Here is a 19,602-nt window from a genome sequence, read left to right as displayed (position 1 = left end):
AAGGATGTTTGATGACAGTAGTCGCTGATAAATCTATTTTGTTAGTTGAAGATGAAGCGATCCTCGCCATGTTTGAGAAAAACCAATTGGAGCAAGGTGGATACGCTGTAACACATGTTACCAATGGGGAAAATGCCATCCAACTCATCATTCTTGAAGGTAAACCTTTCGACCTCATCCTTATGGACATTGACCTCGGACGAGGATTGGACGGAACCCAGACGGCTACAGAAATATTAAACCATAAAGAGATTCCCGTAGTATTCCTCTCCTCTCATACAGAAAGAGAAATTGTCAAAAAAACAGAAACCATCACATCCTATGGATATGTAGTCAAAAACTCTGGGTTTACGGTGCTTGATGCTTCGATCAAAATGGCATTCAAACTTTTTGAAGCAAACGAACTGACTAAAAGTAAAAAAGAGCATCTAGAAACCGTCTTACATTCGATTGGCGATGGTGTCATTGCAACTGATAGCGATGGAAAAGTCATTCGTATGAATCCCATTGCGGAGAAATTAACGGGTTGGACTCACGATGAGGCGGTCGGACTTACCATAAGTGATGTATTCAAAATTGTGAATGTAAAAACTCGTAGTTTAGTAGAAAATCCAGTAGATATAGTACTGCGAACCAATTCTATTGTTGGCCTTGCCAATCATACAGTCCTTCTTTCTCGGGATGGAGCCGAATATCAGATTTCCGATTCAGGATCTCCTATCAAAGATCTCAATGGTGATACAAGGGGAGTTGTGCTCGTTTTTCGAGATATCACGGCAGAATACAATGTTCAAAGTCAAATTGCGAAACAAGCCAACATGTTAAACAATGTATTGGATGCCGTTATCGGAACAGATTTTAATCATATAATCAATTATTGGAACAAAGCTGCAGAAAAGATTTATAATTGGAAAGCAGAAGAAGTGATTGGGAAATCTGTTTTAGAAGTTTTAAAAACAGATTATTTGCAGCTAACCAGCGACCAAGTGATTGAAAAAGTTAATTTGGAAGGTAGTTTTATTGGAGAAGTGATTAAGTTTGCAAAAGATGGAAGTCTCCGTAATATCGAAATCAACCAAGTACTTTTGAATGATGAAAGTGATTTACCTATTGGTTATATTACTGTTGGTAGAGATATTTCCGAACGATTGAACGCTATGAATCGCATTCGTGAATCGGAGGCCAAACTTACACAAATCATTGAATCGGCAATGGATGCCATCATCAGCATCGACCAATCTAAAAAAATCATTCTCTTTAATGGAGCTGCAGAAAAAATGTTTGGATACGAATCTAAGGATATCATCGGCCAAGGTTTGGATCGTTTGATTCCTATGGATTTCCGTAGCCAACATGACAGTCATATTGATTCGTTTTCTAAAACAGGAGTGAGTCGCAGAGCCATGGGTGCTCTTGGTGAGATCCGTGGTCTTCGGGCTAATGGAGAAGAGTTTCCTATTGAGGCTTCCATTTCTCAGATTTCCGTTAAGGGCGAAAAATTATATACAGTAATTTTGAGAGACGTCAGTGTTCGTAATCTTTCCGAATCTAAAATTCAAAAGTTATTACACGAAAAGGAAAATATACTCAAAGAGATCCACCATCGTGTAAAAAACAATATGAGTTCCATCTTTACCTTGTTAACTCTACAGGCAAGGTCCCAATCCGACACTTCTATTCAAACGATTCTCTATGAGGCTGCGGGACGTGTAAAAAGTATGATTGTATTGTATGATAAACTATATCATTCTGAAACAGACAATACTGTATCTTTACAAGATTATTTTCCGGCTATCTTTAATGAAATTGTCAGTATCTTTCCGAAAAATGTAGAAGTGAAGATGGATATCCTCGAAGAACCAATTGAGTTAAACGCAAAACTCCTTTCTTCTTTAGGAATCATTCTGAACGAACTCATTACCAATTCAATGAAACATGCCTTCAACGAAATCACAAGTGCAGAGATTGGATTAAAAATCTTTCGAGAAGGTAAAAAACTGTATTTAGAATACTCGGACAATGGTGTGGGAATTCCAGAATCCATTACTTTAGAACACTCTCCTGGATTTGGTTTACAGTTGATTGGTATGCTTATGGATCAAATCGAAGGTAAAATTAGCATCGTTAGAAATCCAATAACTAAGTTTCTTTTAGAACTAACTCTTTGATGCATTCCAAGGTATCTGCAAAAATATTTAGATTTTAAGACAGTTCTTTCGAATTCTTGTTTACCGCCTTCATGTGTCGGTTCCTATTCTCACATGGGCCAACTCCAATTCTATGTTGTATTATGTTATGCAATTCCTATTTTTGTAATTCTCTTTCCTATCGGACTATCATTCTCTTACATATTTAAAATTACTGGCCTCGACAAATGGTCCAATCGTATCAATAATTATCTTGGATATTTTTGGTATCGTTCTTTTTTCCTACTCACTGGTAGAACGTTACATTTTGAACAGGGGAATTGGGATCCCAATGGGAATAATCGTTTTTTAATTTGTAATCATACCAATGCAATGGAAGTTCCCTTAATCGTAGCTCTTCCTTATTTGTCCAAATCTAAAGATGTAAAATTATCTTATTTAGGTGGGGATATCATTCAAAGATATAAAATCATTCCCCTGATGATGCACAAAACCATTGTGGAGGCTGTAATTTATTCTGAAAAAAAACCTAATTTCAGAAACTTCAAAACAGATGTACTTAAGGTTTTAAAAACAAGATCTATATTTTTATATCCTGAAGGTGAGAGAACTTTTACGGAAGAAGTTAAACCTTTCCAAACAGGGGTTATGAAAATTGCCTATAAATTTCATGTGGATTTAGATGTTTTTGTTGTGAGTGGGATGATGGGTTATTCTGATTTTGAAGAATATTCCCATTTAAAAAAGTCCAAAACCGTATACTTCCATTTTTGCGGGTCCATCAAAGCAAAAGACTATTCTACTTTTGAAACTTATTTAGCGGCTGCAGAAACTCTTATGAAAGATAAAAAAAAGGAAATTGAGGCAATCGAAAGGTCCGCTGTTCCTGTGTAGCAGCGAACCCTTGTTTGCTTACTCTTATTTAGGTAAGGTTTTTGTATAGGCTACTAGTTGGTCAAGGGCAGTACCCCATCCATCCATAAAACCCATATCTTCATGTTGTTTTTTCGTTTCGGGGTCTTTGTGTTTTGCTACAGCCTTATACTTAGTAGCAGTTCCCAAACTTTCCATGGTTACAAAGGCAGTCATAAAACTATTTCCTGATGGCCTATACCCAGGAAGTAAACTATCAGTAAAAACAAGTTTTTTTAAAGGAACAATCTCCAGAAAACATCCGTTATTCGGAAAATGTTTTCCTTCTGGTGATTCCATCATCGTGTAAAACTCTCCTCCGGGTTGTAAATTGATTCTACAATCTATTGTTTTCCATGGAGCTGGTGTAAACCAATGCATTAATTGTTCTGGCTTTGTCCATGCATTCCAGACCAATTCCACTGGCACTTCGACTATTCGCTCGAGCACCAAGTCCAATTCGGGATTGAATGTTTCTTTTGATTCGTTACTCATATTTTTTCCCCTTTGTTTTTAATAAGAATGAGTCCAATTGGTTCAGTCTTGTTTCCCATAAAGACTTTTGAACCTGTAACCAAGATTCCATAACTGAAAATGGATTTTGATTTAGGTAGCAGATTCGCACCCTTCCGACCTTTTCGGTATAGATCAGTTGAGCAGTTTCCAAAATATCTAAATGTTGCATAAAGGAAGGCATCGCCATAGAAAAAGGTGCGGCCAAATTGCTGACACTGGCCGGACCCATACCCAGTCTTTCGATGACTTGCCTCCTTGTTGGATCAGACAAGGCCTGTAAAACAACATCAATATTGTAAGACCTTTTGACCATATTGGCATTGTATCAGATTTTAATACTTAGGTCAACACCTAAGTATTAGATTTTAACGATTTTGAAAAGTTGGTTTTCATAAGAGAATTGATTCTATTTGATGGATAGGTAAATGACGTTGGAAATTCCACCAAACGAGGAAATAAGTTCTAATTCTTTTGGCATTTTCCATCTACGTTTTGTTTGGAAATGGTTCGTTATCATTACCTTCATCGCTTTGTTTGTTGGATCTGCGTCTGCCCTTTTTTTAGTGGCACTGGAAAAAGTTACAGAAATTCGAGAATCCAAACAATGGTTTGTTTATTTTCTTCCTCTCGCTGGATTTGGAATTGGATGGTTTTATTTTCATTATGGAAAGAATGTTCATAAGGGAAATAATTTGTTATTAGAAGAAATTCATTCGCCCACCTCCATCATTCCGATTCGAATGGCTCCTTTTGTTTTTTTTGGCACACTTTTCACTCATCTTTTTGGTGGCTCAGCGGGAAGAGAAGGGACGGCAATCCAAATGGGCGGATCTATCTCCCACCAATTGGTTCGTTTGTTACCTTTGAGTTATAAAGAGCAACAAACATTGATTCTACTAGGAATGAGTGCTGGATTTGCCTCTGTTTTTGGTACTCCCTTTGCTGCTGCGATTTTTTCTATTGAAGTAATTCGGATAGGAACTTACCGTTGGAAATTATTTTTTCCCACTTTAGTAACAGCCTATCTTTCTCACTTAGTTTGTCTTTTTTGGGGAGCCAGTCATTCACATTATCCAAAAATCCCATTGGATGTTACTGGAGTAACAATCGTTTGTTTGGTGATCATTGGAATCCTTTCTGGATGGGTAGCTAAGTTATTTAGTTGGTTTGTGCATAAATTATCGGAATGGTTTTCTTTGTGGATTGAGTATCCTCCTTTACGTCCGTTGTTTGGTGGGATCATACTCGTTATCCTATTCAGTATTGGACTAAGCCCTACTTATTTTGGTTTAGGACTTCCTACCATTCAAGCTGCCTTTGTTGGATCTTTGCCATGGGAAACTTTTCTTTTTAAGTTACTCTTAACTGCCATTACAATCGGTTCTGGTTTTAAGGGAGGTGAAGTTACACCCCTGTTTTTTATCGGTGCCAGTTTGGGAAATATTTTTGGTTTTTTTGATCCAGTTCACCTAACACTATTTGTTGGGATTGGTTTTATTTCGGTATTTGCGGGAGCAAGTAATACACCACTTGCTTCTGCGATTATGGGAATGGAATTGTTCGGCTGGGAATCGGGAATCTTATTCTTTTTTGTCTCTCTAATTGCCTACATTTGTTCTGGCCATAGTAGTATCTACCCATCACAAAGAATTGGAAGGGCAAAAATGTTTAGCCCTTCTTCTCATGTTGGGAAAAAAATTTCTGAATTGAAGAAATAGATTTATGGTTTTTACTTGCCATTTTTTTTGGCATTCTATTTCGGAAGATTTGGTTTTTTGTAACTTGCTTTGTTTGGTTAAAGTATTGGCAGTAAACTCTTGTTTATTGGCCTGATTTTAGTTAGACATCGGTTACAATTTTGGTTCCATTTCTACGGATCGAGGCAAAATCGACTCAATTTCTTTAAAATTTAATTTTGTTTTTACAAATTTGAAAATGGAACTACCCTGAATTGTTTGTTCTACTACAAGGCTCAATTGGAAAAAAATATGAAAACCATAATCACTCTCTTAACTTTCGTCCTTTTCTCATTTCAATGCAATCGATTGCAGTTCGGCTCAAACCAAACCAAAGACCAGACAGCTGGCGCAGTAGTCACTTTTTTACAAGGTAACATTACCATCACATCCCAGGGAAAGGAATCCAAAGCAAAACTGGGGGATGTAGTTCGTCCGGGTGATCGTGTTCTCACAAAATTAGGTCGGGTGGATTTACAAACCTACCGAGGAGAGGTGATCCGTATTAAAGACAATTCAGATGTATTGTTTCGAGACATTGCGGGGGAAAGCCGTCCGAATACCGACATTCATTTGTGGACGGGGAACCTTCTTGTTAAATCAGTAAAATTAAAGTCGGGACAAAACCTTTCTGTGACCTCCCCAACGATGGTGGCGGGCGTTCGTGGTACTGTGTTTTCCTTTGAATTAGAAAAAGGATCGGTACCTAAGGTGAAGGTATATGAAGGAGTTGTGTCTGTTGCATTTAAAACTTCTCCCAAGTTAATTGAAATCAACGAAGGACTTTCTATCGAAAATTACAATCGTTTAGTGAAAACATTAGAAGAAAACGAAGTGGTTTTGGAACCAGGCGAACGATTGGAGGTAAACCCAAATTTAAATGAACTTGTTTATTTGATCAATGCTAAAGTTGCTGCCAATGCTCTCACAAACGAACAATTAGCTGGATTTACAGATTTTGATAATGGTTTATCAAAAAAAGAAAGTGTCGTTTCTCCACAAGAAAAAGCGGAAGCAGAAACCCTTGTATCCATAGCGCAAGAAACAGTCCAAAAACAAATCGAATCTCAAAACTCCAATCCATCGGAATCCGCTGTTGTTACCATCGAAAAAGAACACGAAGAAAAGCGAGTGGAAGCATTGAACAAAATTGCCGCTGACGCAGAAAAAATAGGTTTGGACAACGAGGAAGAAATCCATAGTCACTATAGTGTTTTGGAAACAATCCACAAATCCAATGGCGATGTGCTTTCTGGTGCCGTAGTGGCTCAGTTAGGTGATATATTCATTATCCATTCCACGAAGGGTGTATTCCAGTTGTCCGTTGATGATATCGAATATGTGGAATATAAGAATTTCAAAGTGAAAACGAAGGTTAAAAAGTAACAGTGATCGTATAACGTAACTTTATCCCATTTTTAGGTAGAATTAGATTAGTAAATCTACCTAACTTGTGGGATTGATTGCGGGAACTAGAGTTCCCGTTACCATCTGACGTTCATAATTCAAATCAGGGAAATGGTAATATATTTACAAAAAATTTTAACCACATAAGATCGATCCTTATGAGTATACGACAAAGGGTCTCTTTATCCATTGCAGGAATTTTATTTGTAGGATTTGTTGTTCTAACTTCTTTTCAGATGTATCGAACAATCACAGACCTTAAAACTGAAATTGAAGAAAATGCAAAAATCACTTCTGAAAAATGGTCCTTTGAAATCCAAGAACACCTAAATGCAATGATGGGTGTCATTCGAGGATATCGTTTTGCGTTGTTTTATACATCACCACCTCGCGATTCGATGATTAGCAGTATGAGAGAAATCTTAGAACGTAATGATGATATTTTTGCAATTTGGCTTTGTTATGAACCAAATGCTTACGAGGGTCGTGATTCTGCATTTGTTGGAAAACCTGGCCATGACAAAACTGGAAGATTTGTTCCTTATTTACATCATACTGCTGATGGTAAGATCAATTTAGAACATTTGAATGATTATGACGATCCAAATGGAGCAGGGGATTATTATCTTCAGGTAAAAAAAACCAATAAAGCGAAAGTATTTGGTCCCTATGAATATTTAGCAGGTGGGAAAAAAATCCAAATGATCTCACTTGTAGTTCCGATTTATCCTAAAGGGAAATTTAAAGGAGCCGCTGGGATTGATTTGGATGTTGGTACTTTGCAAGAGAAAATCGGAGATAGCCGACCTTTTCGTGGCCAGGGACATATTGCTTTTTTATCTGATAAAGGGATCTACGTGATGTATGGTCAGGACCAAACCAAACTTGGTAAAAAAATTGAAAATCCAGAACATTTGAAAACTTATTTAGAAAATCTTAAACTTGGTAAAATGTTTACGATTCAAAGTGATGGATACACTCATTACTTTTCTCCGTTTCATATAGGAAAAGATCCACAATTTTGGGCACTTCAAGTCAGTATCCCCGATTCAATTTTTAGAAATCAAATTACCAAGGTAATTTTTAGTTCTACTTTGATTTCTATCGTCATTTTAATTGTGGTTTTATTTTTTCTTAATTTTGTATTTAAAAAACAAATCAGTGTCAGGTTACAGAAAGCCATGGATTTTTCTTCTGAAATTGCGAATGGAAATTTGGCGATTAACGCTGAAGAAATCAATCAGGATGAAATTGGAAGTTTATTACATTCTATGAATCGAATGAAAAATAGTTTAGTATCCATTATTGGGGATATCAAACAAACAGTGGAGAAATTGGGAAATCAATCCAATAAAATGGCATCTACTTCACAGAATCTATCAGATACCTCTCAGACCCAAGCATCTGCTGCAGAAGAGTCTTCGGCTGCTGTGGAAGAGTTATCCGCATCGGCAGATAATGTCGGTAAGTCGATGGAGGAGGCAGTTGTAAAAATGAAAGAAATTGATAAATCAGTGTTAACTCTACAAGAAGAAGTTCAAAATATTAATAAAGAAATGGAATATCTAGCAAAATTTGCATCGGAATCCAGAGAACATGCAGTTGTCGGTGAAACGGCAATGAACGAATCCACTCGCGCTATGGAAGACATTGGTGAAAAAGCAGAACGGATTAGTGAAGTTTTAGATATCATTACAGAAATTTCCGAAAAAACAAATCTATTGGCACTAAATGCTGCGATTGAAGCGGCTAGGGCCGGAGACGCTGGGCGAGGATTTGCCGTGGTTGCGGAAGAGATTGGAAAACTAGCCTTACAAACGGGTGCTTCTGTAAAAGAGATTGGAGACCTTGTGATATCCACAAACTCTGCCGTGGAAAATGGAAACAAAAAAGTAACCGAAGCAGCACAAGTTTTAAATCTACTCAATAGCCGAGTCAAAGAATTTGAAACTTCTGCCACAAGAGTTCTTGGCTCTGTACTATTACAAGAAAATAACGCAAAGGACATTGCAGGGAATTCAAATCTACTAACTAACTTAAACTTACAAATTGAAGATGCAGTGTTTGAACAAAAAAGAGCTACAGAGGAAATTTCCAAAACAATCATCAGTATCTCCAATGGAACTCAAGATGTAGCCACGGGATCTGACCAATTGACAATTGTTGCAGGGGAAATTGCTTCTCAAGCATCTTACCTGTCCACGCAAGTAGAAAGGTTTAAGTTGAAATAAAGTCTATCGTTTCGAATGGGAACCAAATCTTTAGGTTCCCATTCCTTTCGTATCGGTTTCCATGAAACCAATTACCATCCATTAAATCGCAAATACGGTTTGGAATGTCGCCATTGTCGCAGTAGGGCTCAAGTCATATCTATGAAGTGGGTCTGGTTCATTGGGATTGTTTTTTTGGTTTCTAATGGCATCTCCCGCACGAATCACAGTGGCTCCGAACCAGAAAGAAACATTTTCAAATGGAGTGATGATATAAATAAAATTCACTTCTGTTGCTACTAATTCCGCTTGGCCGTAGATCGCCGAAGTGCTCATGGCGATCATCAGAAGTAAAAATAGGGAGGAGAAGGGGGTGGATTTTGAAATTGACTCGCTCATAAGTTAGGCCAGTAGGCAATGACCCACCCAAGATTACAAACAAAAAATCGTTATAGCAGATAAAGAGTCTGTAAAAACAGAAAAATGGAGCCAATCCCAGCTTCTGAATCTCAGAAGCCCAGATGTTTTTGTAAATAACGCCTCCCTTTTCCCTTCCTTGCGACGTTCCTTCTTTGGGATTTTTAGCTATAGTTGAAAAACCAATTTCTATTAAGGCAATAAAAAAGGCCCACAAATGTGAGCCTTTGTATCATTAGGTGTTAGAAGGGAAAACTGTTATCCCCAGTTAGGTAAGTTAATCCGCAAAGGAGCAACTTACCCAATCCAATCCTAATCTTATCTGTTTTAATTCTTATGCGAAGAATCGTTTCTCTACTTCGTCTGGAAGTTTTTGTCCTGTGAGTTTGGCTCTTTGGACTAGTTCCCAGAAATAGCGGTAAGTCGCACGGTCATGTAAGTCGCCGTCATGTTGGATCGGTCCCCATTCCGCATCTTGTGCTTTGATGAGAATGTCACAAGCTGTTTGTGTTTCTGCAAAGTTGGGAGCCATTGCATCCAAAATGGATTGGATTTGTGCAGGGTAGATGGACCACATACGTAAGAAACCAAACTCATCATGGGCACGTTTTGCATCTGCGTACGTTTGGTAGATATTTTTAAGGTCTAAAGTTACGTTATGAGCCGGAATCACACCATTCATAAGAGCGGCTGCGACTAGGTTTGCTTTTCCTCGGCGAAGAAGTTCGTGATCAAATTGACCAGGAGATTTCATACAAGATGCCGGAATCGCACCATGGTGGCCGGAGATAAAATCCATCAGTCCAAAATCCAAAACTTGCAACCAAGGTAATGCCGCAATTTCGAATACATCATTGAGTGCACCGTGAGTTTCAATTAGAACGTGGATGGGGATTTCTCTTTTGATTCCAGCTTTTTTACAAGCATCTTGGATATAAGTGATTTGTTCTTTCACCTGACTTGCTTTAGTCGGTTTTGGGATTGTGATGTATGCGAGTACATTTCCAGCTCCTGGAACCAGAATATCCACGTCACCTCGCCAATGTTCGTTGGTATAATCATGAATCCGAACACCACTCATTTTGTGTTTGTTCAGTTCCGAGTTTTGAATGCGAACAATCATCTCTGCGTGTTCTTTTTCCTTTCCTGTTTGGGCACCGTCTTCGCAGTCCATCGTGATATCAAAAAGTCCACCGAGTTTATTTTGTAACTCGAGAGCTTTTGTGATGAGTTTTTCAGATCCAGCGAAGTGTTCACAAGCAGGGATGATAGGGAAAGGTTTTTCTCCTGCAAAGAGAGCTGATTGCGGGTGAGTCAGTGCCATTTAATATACCTTTTTCGGATTTTTTTACCAAGTTTTGTGAATTTTGCCTATCGTCCAGGAAATAATACCAAAATCCGAATGGGGAGTTTGGGCGAACCCTCTCGTTCCTCGGGGCCGGGCCAGTCCGGGCTCCGCCTTCGGCTCCGGTCGAAAATTCGACTTCCCCTTCCTGTCCCTTTCGCAAAACTGACTATCGATTTGGATCCAAACGATATTTATACTCCTGCCGGTGGTCCCCCTCCCGCAAATCCGAATGTAAAATTTCTCTATGAAAAATGGGGCGAAGGAAACATTCGCAAACTCGTCTCTGACTTTTATGACCTGGTAGCCACATCAGAAATTCGATGGATGTTTCAAGGAGACTGGGATCTTGCCAAAGAAAAACAGGCAGATTTTATGATCCAAGTGTTAGGTGGTCCCAGTTATTACATTGAAAAATGGGGACCTGCCAGGATGCGGATGCGCCATTTTGTTTTTCCTATTTCCGAAAAAGAAAGGGCGGTATGGTTTCGATGTTATGATGAAGCCTTACAAAAGTTTGATTTCGAACACGATGATAAAATTGATTTTTTATACTTTTTAGATGGATTTAGTGGGTGGATGGTCAATCGCAAAGATTCTCCCACCGAATGATTCCGCAAGCGAAGATCATTGGCTACAAATCAAACTTTACGGAGTCGAATCAATACTAACTATGATTTTCTAATAGTTTGAGAATGACTGCTTTTTGTGCATCCAAGCGGTTTTCTGCTTGAGTGAAAATAATCGAACGATCACTTTCCACCATCTCTCTTGTGATTTCATAACCTGCATGGATTGGCATATCATGCATTACTTTTGCTTTTGTATTTTTCAAAAGTTCTGCATTCACTTGATACGGCATCATGAGTTGGATTCTTTCTTCTTTTTCTTTTTGGAACTTAGGATCATTGAAGTATTCCATATCCACCCAAGTGTCTGTATAAACATAATCCGCATTAGAAACAGCTTTTTTGACATCCGTTTCCCAGGAGATGGTTCCCTTTGTTTTCCCTCTTTCGATGGAGTTTTTAACGATCGACTCTTCAGAGGCAATGGGAGTCACAAGTGTTAAATGAATCCCTAGTGCTGCTGTGATTTCAATCAGTGAATTTGCGACATTATTATGAACGCCAATATAACATAAACTTTTCTTTTGCCAATCTTTAGGTGAGTCCATAACGATTGTAAGTATGTCTGCAAGAGATTGGCATGGATGGAATAAATTACAACATCCGTTAATCACAGGAACTGTAGATCCTGACTTTAACACAAGTAAGTCTTCATGTCGTTTGAGTCTTGCCATGATGATGGCTACGTTACTCGAAAGGTATTTCCCTTCAAAATCGATATCTGAAAGAAGAAAATTGGATGCCATCCAATCTAGAAAAATAGCGTGCCCGCCAAGTTCCGTCATTCCAGCTTCGAAAGAAACTCTCGTTCTTGTTGAAGTTTTTTGGAACAACATGGCAAGAGAACGGCCGGCCATATGTCCTGAAAAATAAACTCGATTTTTCTTTACATAGACTGCAAATTCTAGAAGTTCACGGATTTCTCCGTCACTCCAATCTTGCCAAGATATCAAATGTTTAACTTGGGACATAGCTTCCCAACTAATATCGGATCGAATCGGATTCAAATCGAGAGATTCTCGTAGGAATCTAACCTTGAATCCTGATTTTTTTCTCTTTTAAGCTGCGGATTCCGCCATGGACCGAGCAATGATAAAATTGGGAAGGATCAGCTCTTCTGAAAATTTGATTCCAAAGAGTAGGCCTTGGTCTGTTTCCTTTCTCCAAGCAATTTTCCCCTTAAAGGAAATACGGGATCTAGTTAAATCACTTTCAATGATTCCTGCCACAAGGTCACGGTCATTCAGTTCGATGTCCTTATCTATACTTCCACTCACACCGAGTTCCGAAATATTCCCAATTTTTGCTAAAAGGAATTCTGGTGTGTGATTAATAGAAAAAAGTTTTAAGACCAAATCATCCCAATCCAAAGATTCAATTCGATCGGTTCTTCTTGTATTCAACATATACAACTCCTTAAGGTCTAAAACAGTGATAAGCATAAATCGTGCCAAGAGCGAAAAAAGGTAGGTTTTTCCACTTTGTCACTGCCATAAAATGGGGGAGACATCCATTTGCCCTAAATTGTTGATTCTACAACCCAAAGAGGAGTTGGGAACGGACAAGGAACAGCCAAATTGTATCATTTATACACAATTGAAATGATTCTAAGTTTAGACTGAATTTATATTATTTCTAACTTGCCGATTCCGAGTAAATTTTAGGACTATTCCAAATATATGCTCAAACAAATATTTACACCTTTTCTTCTATCCCTTCTATTCGTATCGCTCGCCAATTGTGGGCCTTCGCCCGAAACTAAGGATTTGCAGGTGAAAGCCAAACAAATCATTGGTGCCCTTCCGGCAAAAATGCCGGGTTCGGAAAATGATACTTCGGAACTCATTTCTCTGGGAAAAAAACTCTATTTTGAGAAAAAACTCTCCCTTAATGAAACACAATCTTGTAACTCCTGCCACAACGTGGAAGGGAAAGGTGCTGGTGTGGACAATCTTCCTACCTCTCCCGGTGCTTTCGGTAAAAATGGAGACAGAAATTCACCAACTGTTCTCAATGCAGGATTTCATTTTGTTCAATTCTGGGATGGTCGCGCCGCTGATTTAAAAGCACAAGCAAAAGGTCCGATTCTCAATCCGGTAGAGATGGCTATGCCTTCTGAGAAGGAAGTTCTAAAACGATTGAACGAAGATGCACAATACCCTGCTTTATTTGCAAAAGCCTATCCGAATGACAAAACTCCTGTTACTTACGAGAACTTAGCGGGTGCGATTGCTGCATTTGAAAGAACTCTCATTACACCTTCACGTTTTGATGATTTTATCAACGGGGATCATAAAGCCATTTCGGAAGCAGAACAAGACGGTTTTAAAGCTTTTATTTCTGCAGGATGTACTTCTTGCCATTCGGGCAATTTACTCGGTGGAAATTCTTACAGAAAGATGGGCCAAGTAAATGAATACAAAACAAACGATCTTGGACTTTATAATGTAACCAAAAAAGCAGAAGATAAATTTTTCTTTAAAGTACCGAGCCTAAGAAACATCGCTTTGACTGGACCATACCTTCATGATGGCCAAGTAAAAACCTTAGAGGATGCAGTAAAGAAGATGGCATACCATCAATTGGGTATGAATTTGTCTGAGGAAGAAACAAAGAAAATTGTTACTTTCCTTGGCACTTTATCTGATAAAACCCGCACGAATTAATTCTTTCCAGTAATTTCGAATCTCCTTGGATACCTGACCCATTTTTAGTGATCCAAGGAGGTACTTCACGAAGTAGGCTATCTACGTTCCGCCTTGGACTTCCAAGGGAAACCTTGTATGCGACTCAATTAATCTATTGAGATAAAAATATACTTTCCGGACGAGAATTGGACGAATAATTGGACTATGTCCCAATCTTTCCGTGACCAACTTTTCCTTTGGATGAAATCTTACGTCTATCGCTACTCAGAAGCCCCCTTCCGACTGGCAAGTGGGCTTGAATCCCACCATTATTTTAATTGTAAAGAAATCACTCTTCACCCAGAACGACTGGCAGTCCTTGCTGAATGTTTTGTAGAAGAGATCATCCCAAAGATGGGAATCGAATTCCAAGCAGTCGGGGGACTCACTCTCGGTGCCGATCCCTTGGCTTATTCGATTGCCTTGGCTTATCAAAAAAGAGGGAAACTGATTTACCCACTCGTTGTGAGAAAGGAAACCAAAGGTCACGGGACTGGCCAACAAATTGAGGGTTTTTGGAAGGAAATAAAATCATGTTTGGTAGTAGATGATGTAATTACTACTGGTGGATCGACTCTTAAGGCAGTCCAAGTTTTAAGAGAAGCGGGTATTTCTGTCACAAAGGGAATCTGTATCTTAAATCGGGAAGAGGGTGGTGCGGAGAATTTGGAAAAGGCCGGTGTTCAGATGGAATCTATCTTTCGCAAAAGTGAGTTTTTTTAAATGAGCATACAAAAAACATTTCTATATGATGTAAAGTTATTTAGAAATAAACTATTAAAAAGAACATGGACTGTCATTTCTTTATTTGTTGTTTTTGTTTCGTATAACAGTTTGCAGGTGCCTCCTGCGGGTAGGATACAGTTTTTTACAATATTTTTCCCTTTGTTAGCACTGTTCTTTTGGTTTTTAAGAAAAAATTTCCTAAAACAAGTAGAAATGCTTTCTTCTGGAAGAATTGAACTTGAAGGTGGATCGTTAAAACAATTCGATGCCAATGGAAATTGTGCCACTATCCGGATCAAAGACTTAGAACAAATCACAACAGATAAATTCCGTGGATACAATCGTATCGTATTGGAAACTAAAGAAAAAATTTATCCTCTTGTAAACATTGAACAACAAGAAGAGTTAGTTTCAATTCTTGAAAAAGAAACGGGCCTCAAACGAATCACCGATCTCACCGAAGATAGATTATGGAGTGTCAAAACTCCATTCTACTTTTTGCCAAGTATTTTGGTTTTGATTGCAACTTATACACCGGTAATTCGGGAAAAATTTCCAATCCTTTCCAATGAATTTTTGGGTTTGTTTTTTAATGTAAACTTGATCATTTACCTTTTGTATTTACCTGAAAAGCAGAATCATACAATAAGCCAGTTTTCCTTAAAAAGAAGAATGATTTTTATAAGTTTGGTGGTATTTTTCTTTCAGGTCTACATCCAGTTAGATAAGTCAGGTTGGCTTAAAAACTAAATTTAGTTTTCTTGTTTTGATCCAACACTTTGCCTGAGCAAATTCAGTTTTGCTTGGGCATATCTTCTAAGATCAATCATTTCTGTAGAATATCTCTTCAAAAGATTGTCTTGTTCCATCCTATTTTCCATTAATTGCAGAGTGTCTCGAACATATCTAATGTCCTTTTCTTCCTTCAGCTTTCCTGATTGGATTAATTTTCTTACTACATCAAATTCGTATTTTCTAAAGTGAACTCGTAATAAAAATTCAGTGGAAAAATTTTCTTTTGCTTTAATCCAGTTTTGGTCAACCTTTTCTTTGGGGCCTTGTTCTTTGAGTTGGTCTACCGCGCGTTTTGTTGGATCAAATTCTCGAACAGCAGAGGCATTCGCTAACTCTTCTGCTGCAATTACTTCATCCTTAAAAATTTCCTGGAGCCTGCTTCTACGCCATTGGTCTGTATATTCATAACTTTGTGCAGTTAACATCCTTTGGAATTCTTCAAGCATTACGGAAACATTGATGGACCGACCTAAAGGTGTGTTGTTGAACTCTTTAATTTTCGGAAACAGTTCACGAGTGATTTGGAATGCTGACTTTCTTTTGTAATTACTTGCTTCGTAAAGTTTTTCAAGAGTTTCTTCTGAATGTTTTTTTAGTTCGTTCAAAATGAACGGTTCTGCAAAAACGTAAGCGTCTTCTCCATAAACAAATAAATTTTGGTCAGGAGCAACTACTGATACAATGAAAATGTAATGGCAGTCTCTAAGGGCAGTAAGCAACTTCCGGAGTTCTTCTTCTGATCTGGACAGTTGGGAGGACCAGATCCGTAAATGTGTATCTGAAGTCGGGATTTTTTCTCTAGATTCGAGATTCTCTTTTCGAATCATCTCTGCGAGTTCCAAACAAACTTTGATACTTCCAGCCATGAATAGAAGTTACCATTACCACTTTTTCGGTAAAGAATTATTCATATTTCAATTCCTTCGAAATTTGCATCTGTTTTAGGAAATAGAATGGAATGAGACAAATGACAAATGTGATTAAGGGAATTAATATCGGGAGTTTTACTACAAGTGTGAGTGGGTATTGGAAATCGAGTATCCATCCAAAAGCATTTCGATTGATCCCAAAAATTACGATTGGTGATAATATGAGGCTATTAAGGATTCCAGAAAAAATGCCAAAAGATACGAGAAATAATGCTTGGCAGTAAACCATTTGGAACATTTGAAATGAATCCATCCCTATTGCCCTTAGTCCTGCTAACAGTTGTGATTTTTCCCTTATGAAATATACAAGTGAGGTCGTAAGGGCCAGAATAGAAATGATCAGTGCTGAAATCTTTAAAGTATCTAATATAGAAAATACTTGGTTCATTCCTTCCATATATAATTTTTTTAATTCTGTCTGGTTAATATATTTTAAATCGAATTTCCTTGTTATGTTTTGCAGTAGGTTTGTTGTTTCTTTTTCTGAAAGGTTTTTGTTTTTGGAAATCCGTATCGAGTTTAGATACTTTATTTTATAGTTTTTCTGAAAGTAGGAATAATCCATCATGATGGTTCCTCTTTCTGAGAAAAAGTGATCTTTTTCATCCTGAATTTTCATGGAAACTCTGGAATTTGATTCCGTGTTGATTGTGATAGAATTTCCTTTGCAGATTTGATCTAAAAAACATAAATTCTTCGAAACAATTAGATCATTTTTGTTATAATTACTTGTGAAATTAAACACATGTAAGGTGTAGTATTTTCCATTCACAATGAATTTTGAATCAATGTAAAAAGGTTCTACAGAGGAAAAGTTTGGATCCATTGTCAAGGTTTCAAAAAGAGAAACGGGAACTCCTGGTTCCCCTGAATTCAACTTTTTTTCATTAATTAGGGAGTAATCCGATTTGTTTTCACCATCGACCCACCGAATCAAGGATTTTTCGTAACTATCGGTTAAACTGGTGAGAGTGAAAACAAGAGATGTAGATAACATTATTGTGGAAGCAGTGAGACCGTTTTTCCAGGGTTCGATTTGTATTTCTTTTAATCCAATTTCGGCCGCAGGAGGAAAATGAAATTTTGAAAGTGTTTTATCTAATATTCGAATTAGATATGGTATACATAAAAAATTGAGTATAACAAATCCTAAGATGACAAATCCAACCCCCAACATTCCTGGTAAAATCTGTTTTGCAAAACTAACAAGACCAATAACAATTCCCGTGATTATGAATAGAATTGAAAGAAAAAAAGTTTTTCGATGAGAAAGCCCAAGGAAAAATTTTGAATTGGAAACATCTCTTTCTCGGATCAGATCGATGGGAAGTATTTGGAAAGTTTTGTATGAATTATAAATCGATGCTAATATGGATCCAAAAACAGAAATAAAAAAACCTGATATGATAATGGATACTGGTATTTGGCGATAAGAACGAATTTGGTTGATATCAGTGATCGTATTAACGGTTGTTAGAAAGTTTGTATTGGCAATAAAAATTCCGAACAATATTCCGACAATACCGCCAAATGCTCCGATGACAATAGCTTGGACTAAAAATAATATGAAATTATTAATTTTGTTTGACCCGATGGATAACAAAATTCCAAATTCTCGTTTTCTCGATAGATAGAGCCCGGTAAACATATTGGAAACCATAAAAAATGAAATAAGTACGGATACTAATGAAACAATTGTTAGATTGATTTTTAGGGAACCTAGGGCGATGCCTGCGCGTTCTAGTATAAGTTCCTTCGATTCATAAGTCCAATCTGGGGACTTGGTATTCTCGAGGGAAGACCTAACATTAGAATTTTCATCGTGAATTAACCATATAGAAGTAATTCGATTTTTTTGATAACATAAGGATTGAAGCCTTGTTATATCCATCACCAAAAAAATACCTTCTGTCGGGATGATTTGATAATCGTCCTCTAGTATGGTAATTTCTTTTTCACAGATTGTTAAGTTTGTTTTGGTCTTTTGTGTTCGCAGCTTTTCTGAAAGGGATTGGCTTATGAAATATTTTGGTATTTTGTTTTTTCCGACTTTCGGTAGCGGCATAATCTGAGAAGACAAAAGAATGTCTTTTCCGATTATGGGAATGCTCTGTATGTGATCCTTTGTTATTGTGATGGTACCTTTGGTTTGGAATTCCGGCTCTAATCGTATATTTTCTGGTATTTGGGACTCAATTTCTTTCAGAAAACTGTCCTTTGCCCCTTGGTTTTGGTTGTTCGCTACATACCTTCCGCTAAATTTTTCTGAAGAATATGCAATCATTTGGTCAAGAACACTTTGTTCAGCCCGCCAGGAATTGATTTGTGTGCTTACAAATAAAGCAATTCCCAAGCTGATTCCGGTAATAGATAATAACGTTTTGGGAATGTTATCTTTGAAATATCCGAATATAAATAAATAATAAAGAAATTTCATTTATTTATTATTTTACCATCTAACATTCGTAAGTTAATATCCCCTGATTCTCCTATTTGTTCGTTATGGGTAACGAGAAATACAGATATATCCAATTCCTTGACACATCTATTGAATAATTTTATAACCATTTCGGAAGACCTAGAGTCTAGGTTTCCCGTTGGTTCATCAGCAAGGATTAGTTTCGGTTGGTGAACGATAGCCCTTGCAATCGAAACTCGTTGTTTTTCACCCCCAGACATTTCTTTGGGAGTGAAATCTTTTCTGTGACTTAGGCCAACAAGAGAAAGTGCATCTTTTGCTTTGGCTTCGGCAACGGATTTAGAGATACCAGAAAGATATAATGGTAAAGAAACATTATCAATCGCTGAAAGATAAGGAAATAAATGAAAAAATTGAAAGACGATTCCAATTGTTTTTCGTCTATAAATGGTAAGTTCTTTTTCGTTGGCACCGAAGAGTTTGTTTCCAAATACATTGATTTGTCCTGAATCTGCTGACTCAATCGCTGAGAGAATGTTGAGTAGTGTTGACTTCCCGCTACCGGAAGGTCCCATCAAGGTAACTAGTTTTTTTTCTGCAATTTCAAATGAAACGTCATTCAAAATGGGAAAGGCAACTTCACCTTGGTAAAAGGTTTTGTTTACATGTTGGATTTGTATGACAGATTTTGAGACTGATTCTTTTTTTTCATTGCTCACGAAAAATA

Annotated in this window: 17 protein-coding genes and 1 pseudogene; 9 read left to right on the top strand and 9 right to left on the bottom strand. The window is 37.5% G+C overall.

All coding sequences use genetic code 11. The annotated features are described in order from the left end of the window. Positions 1-11 precede the first annotated feature (11 nt). Positions 12-2,168: a PAS domain S-box protein gene (locus tag LEP1GSC199_RS16775; protein ID WP_002988084.1), complete on the top strand. Its 2,157-nt coding sequence runs from the start codon at positions 12-14 to the stop codon at positions 2,166-2,168. Between the two features lie 93 nt (positions 2,169-2,261). Then, positions 2,262-3,041: a lysophospholipid acyltransferase family protein gene (locus LEP1GSC199_RS16770; protein WP_002988269.1), complete on the top strand. Its 780-nt coding sequence runs from the start codon at positions 2,262-2,264 to the stop codon at positions 3,039-3,041. 24 nt (positions 3,042-3,065) lie between these two features. On the opposite strand, the gene LEP1GSC199_RS16765 is transcribed toward LEP1GSC199_RS16770, so the two are convergent. Then, positions 3,066-3,554 carry an SRPBCC family protein gene (locus LEP1GSC199_RS16765; RefSeq protein WP_002988184.1) on the bottom strand — a complete coding sequence of 163 codons (489 nt, stop codon included), beginning with the start codon at positions 3,552-3,554 and terminating at the stop codon, positions 3,066-3,068. Further along, a complete protein-coding gene (locus LEP1GSC199_RS16760; RefSeq protein ID WP_039927196.1) occupies positions 3,547-3,888 on the bottom strand; it encodes an ArsR/SmtB family transcription factor in 342 nt (113 codons plus the stop codon). Before LEP1GSC199_RS16760 ends, LEP1GSC199_RS16765 begins: the two co-directional genes overlap by 8 nt. A gap of 112 nt (positions 3,889-4,000) precedes the next feature. Here LEP1GSC199_RS16760 and LEP1GSC199_RS16755 point away from each other — a divergent pair, with 112 nt between their 5' ends. The 3 genes from LEP1GSC199_RS16755 (at position 4,001) to LEP1GSC199_RS16745 (ending at position 8,949) form a co-directional block, all read left to right on the top strand. Beyond that, positions 4,001-5,293 (top strand): chloride channel protein, encoded by a 1,293-nt coding sequence (locus tag LEP1GSC199_RS16755; RefSeq protein ID WP_083901969.1) that lies wholly within the window; start codon positions 4,001-4,003, stop codon positions 5,291-5,293. Positions 5,294-5,563: 270 nt separating this feature from the next. Then, entirely contained in the window at positions 5,564-6,697 is a 1,134-nt protein-coding gene (locus tag LEP1GSC199_RS16750) for a FecR family protein (RefSeq protein ID WP_002988155.1), read from the top strand. 179 nt (positions 6,698-6,876) lie between these two features. Beyond that, positions 6,877-8,949: a methyl-accepting chemotaxis protein gene (locus tag LEP1GSC199_RS16745; RefSeq protein WP_002988031.1), complete on the top strand. Its 2,073-nt coding sequence runs from the start codon at positions 6,877-6,879 to the stop codon at positions 8,947-8,949. Between the two features lie 81 nt (positions 8,950-9,030). Here the strand turns inward: LEP1GSC199_RS16745 and LEP1GSC199_RS16740 are convergent. Both LEP1GSC199_RS16740 and LEP1GSC199_RS16735 read right to left on the bottom strand, forming a co-directional pair. Next, positions 9,031-9,231, bottom strand: a pseudogene (locus LEP1GSC199_RS16740) (alginate export family protein); the annotation flags it as partial. Between the two features lie 448 nt (positions 9,232-9,679). Then, the gene (locus LEP1GSC199_RS16735) at positions 9,680-10,669 is read right to left on the bottom strand and encodes an HpcH/HpaI aldolase/citrate lyase family protein (protein WP_002988055.1); all 990 of its coding nucleotides are present in this window, start codon (positions 10,667-10,669) and stop codon (positions 9,680-9,682) included. Between the two features lie 198 nt (positions 10,670-10,867). Here LEP1GSC199_RS16735 and LEP1GSC199_RS16730 point away from each other — a divergent pair, with 198 nt between their 5' ends. After that, positions 10,868-11,302: a globin domain-containing protein gene (locus tag LEP1GSC199_RS16730; protein ID WP_039927226.1), complete on the top strand. Its 435-nt coding sequence runs from the start codon at positions 10,868-10,870 to the stop codon at positions 11,300-11,302. A gap of 55 nt (positions 11,303-11,357) precedes the next feature. Here the strand turns inward: LEP1GSC199_RS16730 and LEP1GSC199_RS16725 are convergent, their stop codons facing one another. After that, positions 11,358-12,290 carry an ornithine carbamoyltransferase gene (locus LEP1GSC199_RS16725; RefSeq protein ID WP_039927193.1) on the bottom strand — a complete coding sequence of 311 codons (933 nt, stop codon included), beginning with the start codon at positions 12,288-12,290 and terminating at the stop codon, positions 11,358-11,360. Positions 12,291-12,377: 87 nt separating this feature from the next. Next, positions 12,378-12,725 (bottom strand): LEPBI_I2431 family sigma-54 regulated protein, encoded by a 348-nt coding sequence (locus LEP1GSC199_RS16720; protein WP_002988164.1) that lies wholly within the window; start codon positions 12,723-12,725, stop codon positions 12,378-12,380. Between the two features lie 273 nt (positions 12,726-12,998). Between LEP1GSC199_RS16720 and LEP1GSC199_RS16715 the strand changes: the two genes are divergently transcribed. The 3 genes from LEP1GSC199_RS16715 (at position 12,999) to LEP1GSC199_RS16705 (ending at position 15,482) form a co-directional block, all read left to right on the top strand. After that, positions 12,999-13,985 carry a cytochrome-c peroxidase gene (locus tag LEP1GSC199_RS16715; protein ID WP_002988347.1) on the top strand — a complete coding sequence of 329 codons (987 nt, stop codon included), beginning with the start codon at positions 12,999-13,001 and terminating at the stop codon, positions 13,983-13,985. Positions 13,986-14,171: 186 nt separating this feature from the next. Continuing rightward, the gene (gene pyrE, locus LEP1GSC199_RS16710) at positions 14,172-14,729 is read left to right on the top strand and encodes an orotate phosphoribosyltransferase (RefSeq protein ID WP_002988227.1); all 558 of its coding nucleotides are present in this window, start codon (positions 14,172-14,174) and stop codon (positions 14,727-14,729) included. Next, positions 14,730-15,482, top strand: coding sequence for a hypothetical protein (locus LEP1GSC199_RS16705; RefSeq protein WP_002988044.1), 753 nt, complete (start codon positions 14,730-14,732; stop codon positions 15,480-15,482). Positions 15,483-15,484: 2 nt separating this feature from the next. On the opposite strand, the gene LEP1GSC199_RS16700 is transcribed toward LEP1GSC199_RS16705, so the two are convergent. The 3 genes from LEP1GSC199_RS16700 to LEP1GSC199_RS16690 are packed head-to-tail and all read right to left on the bottom strand — an operon-like array spanning position 15,485 to position 19,594. Continuing rightward, positions 15,485-16,393 carry a hypothetical protein gene (locus LEP1GSC199_RS16700; protein ID WP_002988285.1) on the bottom strand — a complete coding sequence of 303 codons (909 nt, stop codon included), beginning with the start codon at positions 16,391-16,393 and terminating at the stop codon, positions 15,485-15,487. A 37-nt stretch (positions 16,394-16,430) separates the two neighbouring features. Further along, a complete protein-coding gene (locus tag LEP1GSC199_RS16695; RefSeq protein WP_002988148.1) occupies positions 16,431-18,893 on the bottom strand; it encodes an ABC transporter permease in 2,463 nt (820 codons plus the stop codon). After that, on the bottom strand, positions 18,890-19,594 hold the full coding sequence (locus tag LEP1GSC199_RS16690; protein WP_002988242.1) for an ABC transporter ATP-binding protein: 705 nt from the start codon (positions 19,592-19,594) through the stop codon (positions 18,890-18,892). Before LEP1GSC199_RS16690 ends, LEP1GSC199_RS16695 begins: the two co-directional genes overlap by 4 nt. Positions 19,595-19,602: the final 8 nt, after the last annotated feature.

It is taken from the genome of Leptospira vanthielii serovar Holland str. Waz Holland = ATCC 700522 (genome assembly GCF_000332455.1).
Classification (GTDB): domain Bacteria; phylum Spirochaetota; class Leptospiria; order Leptospirales; family Leptospiraceae; genus Leptospira_A; species Leptospira_A vanthielii.
The sequence above is the reverse complement of the archived record's forward strand: the minus strand, read 5'-3'. Positions and strand labels throughout refer to the sequence as shown.

What these genes read in the sequence shown, in the direction of transcription:
- LEP1GSC199_RS16775 (WP_002988084.1), top strand. Translation starts at nt 12, where the DNA reads ATGACAGTAGTCGCTGATAAATCTATTTTGTTAGTTGAAGATGAAGCG.
- LEP1GSC199_RS16770 (WP_002988269.1), top strand. Translation starts at nt 2,262, where the DNA reads ATGGGCCAACTCCAATTCTATGTTGTATTATGTTATGCAATTCCTATT.
- LEP1GSC199_RS16765 (WP_002988184.1), bottom strand. Translation starts at nt 3,554, where the DNA reads ATGAGTAACGAATCAAAAGAAACATTCAATCCCGAATTGGACTTGGTG.
- LEP1GSC199_RS16760 (WP_039927196.1), bottom strand. Translation starts at nt 3,888, where the DNA reads ATGGTCAAAAGGTCTTACAATATTGATGTTGTTTTACAGGCCTTGTCT.
- LEP1GSC199_RS16755 (WP_083901969.1), top strand. Translation starts at nt 4,001, where the DNA reads ATGACGTTGGAAATTCCACCAAACGAGGAAATAAGTTCTAATTCTTTT.
- LEP1GSC199_RS16750 (WP_002988155.1), top strand. Translation starts at nt 5,564, where the DNA reads ATGAAAACCATAATCACTCTCTTAACTTTCGTCCTTTTCTCATTTCAA.
- LEP1GSC199_RS16745 (WP_002988031.1), top strand. Translation starts at nt 6,877, where the DNA reads ATGAGTATACGACAAAGGGTCTCTTTATCCATTGCAGGAATTTTATTT.
- LEP1GSC199_RS16735 (WP_002988055.1), bottom strand. Translation starts at nt 10,669, where the DNA reads ATGGCACTGACTCACCCGCAATCAGCTCTCTTTGCAGGAGAAAAACCT.
- LEP1GSC199_RS16725 (WP_039927193.1), bottom strand. Translation starts at nt 12,290, where the DNA reads ATGTCCCAAGTTAAACATTTGATATCTTGGCAAGATTGGAGTGACGGA.
- LEP1GSC199_RS16720 (WP_002988164.1), bottom strand. Translation starts at nt 12,725, where the DNA reads ATGTTGAATACAAGAAGAACCGATCGAATTGAATCTTTGGATTGGGAT.
- LEP1GSC199_RS16715 (WP_002988347.1), top strand. Translation starts at nt 12,999, where the DNA reads ATGCTCAAACAAATATTTACACCTTTTCTTCTATCCCTTCTATTCGTA.
- pyrE (WP_002988227.1), top strand. Translation starts at nt 14,172, where the DNA reads ATGTCCCAATCTTTCCGTGACCAACTTTTCCTTTGGATGAAATCTTAC.
- LEP1GSC199_RS16705 (WP_002988044.1), top strand. Translation starts at nt 14,730, where the DNA reads ATGAGCATACAAAAAACATTTCTATATGATGTAAAGTTATTTAGAAAT.
- LEP1GSC199_RS16700 (WP_002988285.1), bottom strand. Translation starts at nt 16,393, where the DNA reads ATGGCTGGAAGTATCAAAGTTTGTTTGGAACTCGCAGAGATGATTCGA.
- LEP1GSC199_RS16695 (WP_002988148.1), bottom strand. Translation starts at nt 18,893, where the DNA reads ATGAAATTTCTTTATTATTTATTTATATTCGGATATTTCAAAGATAAC.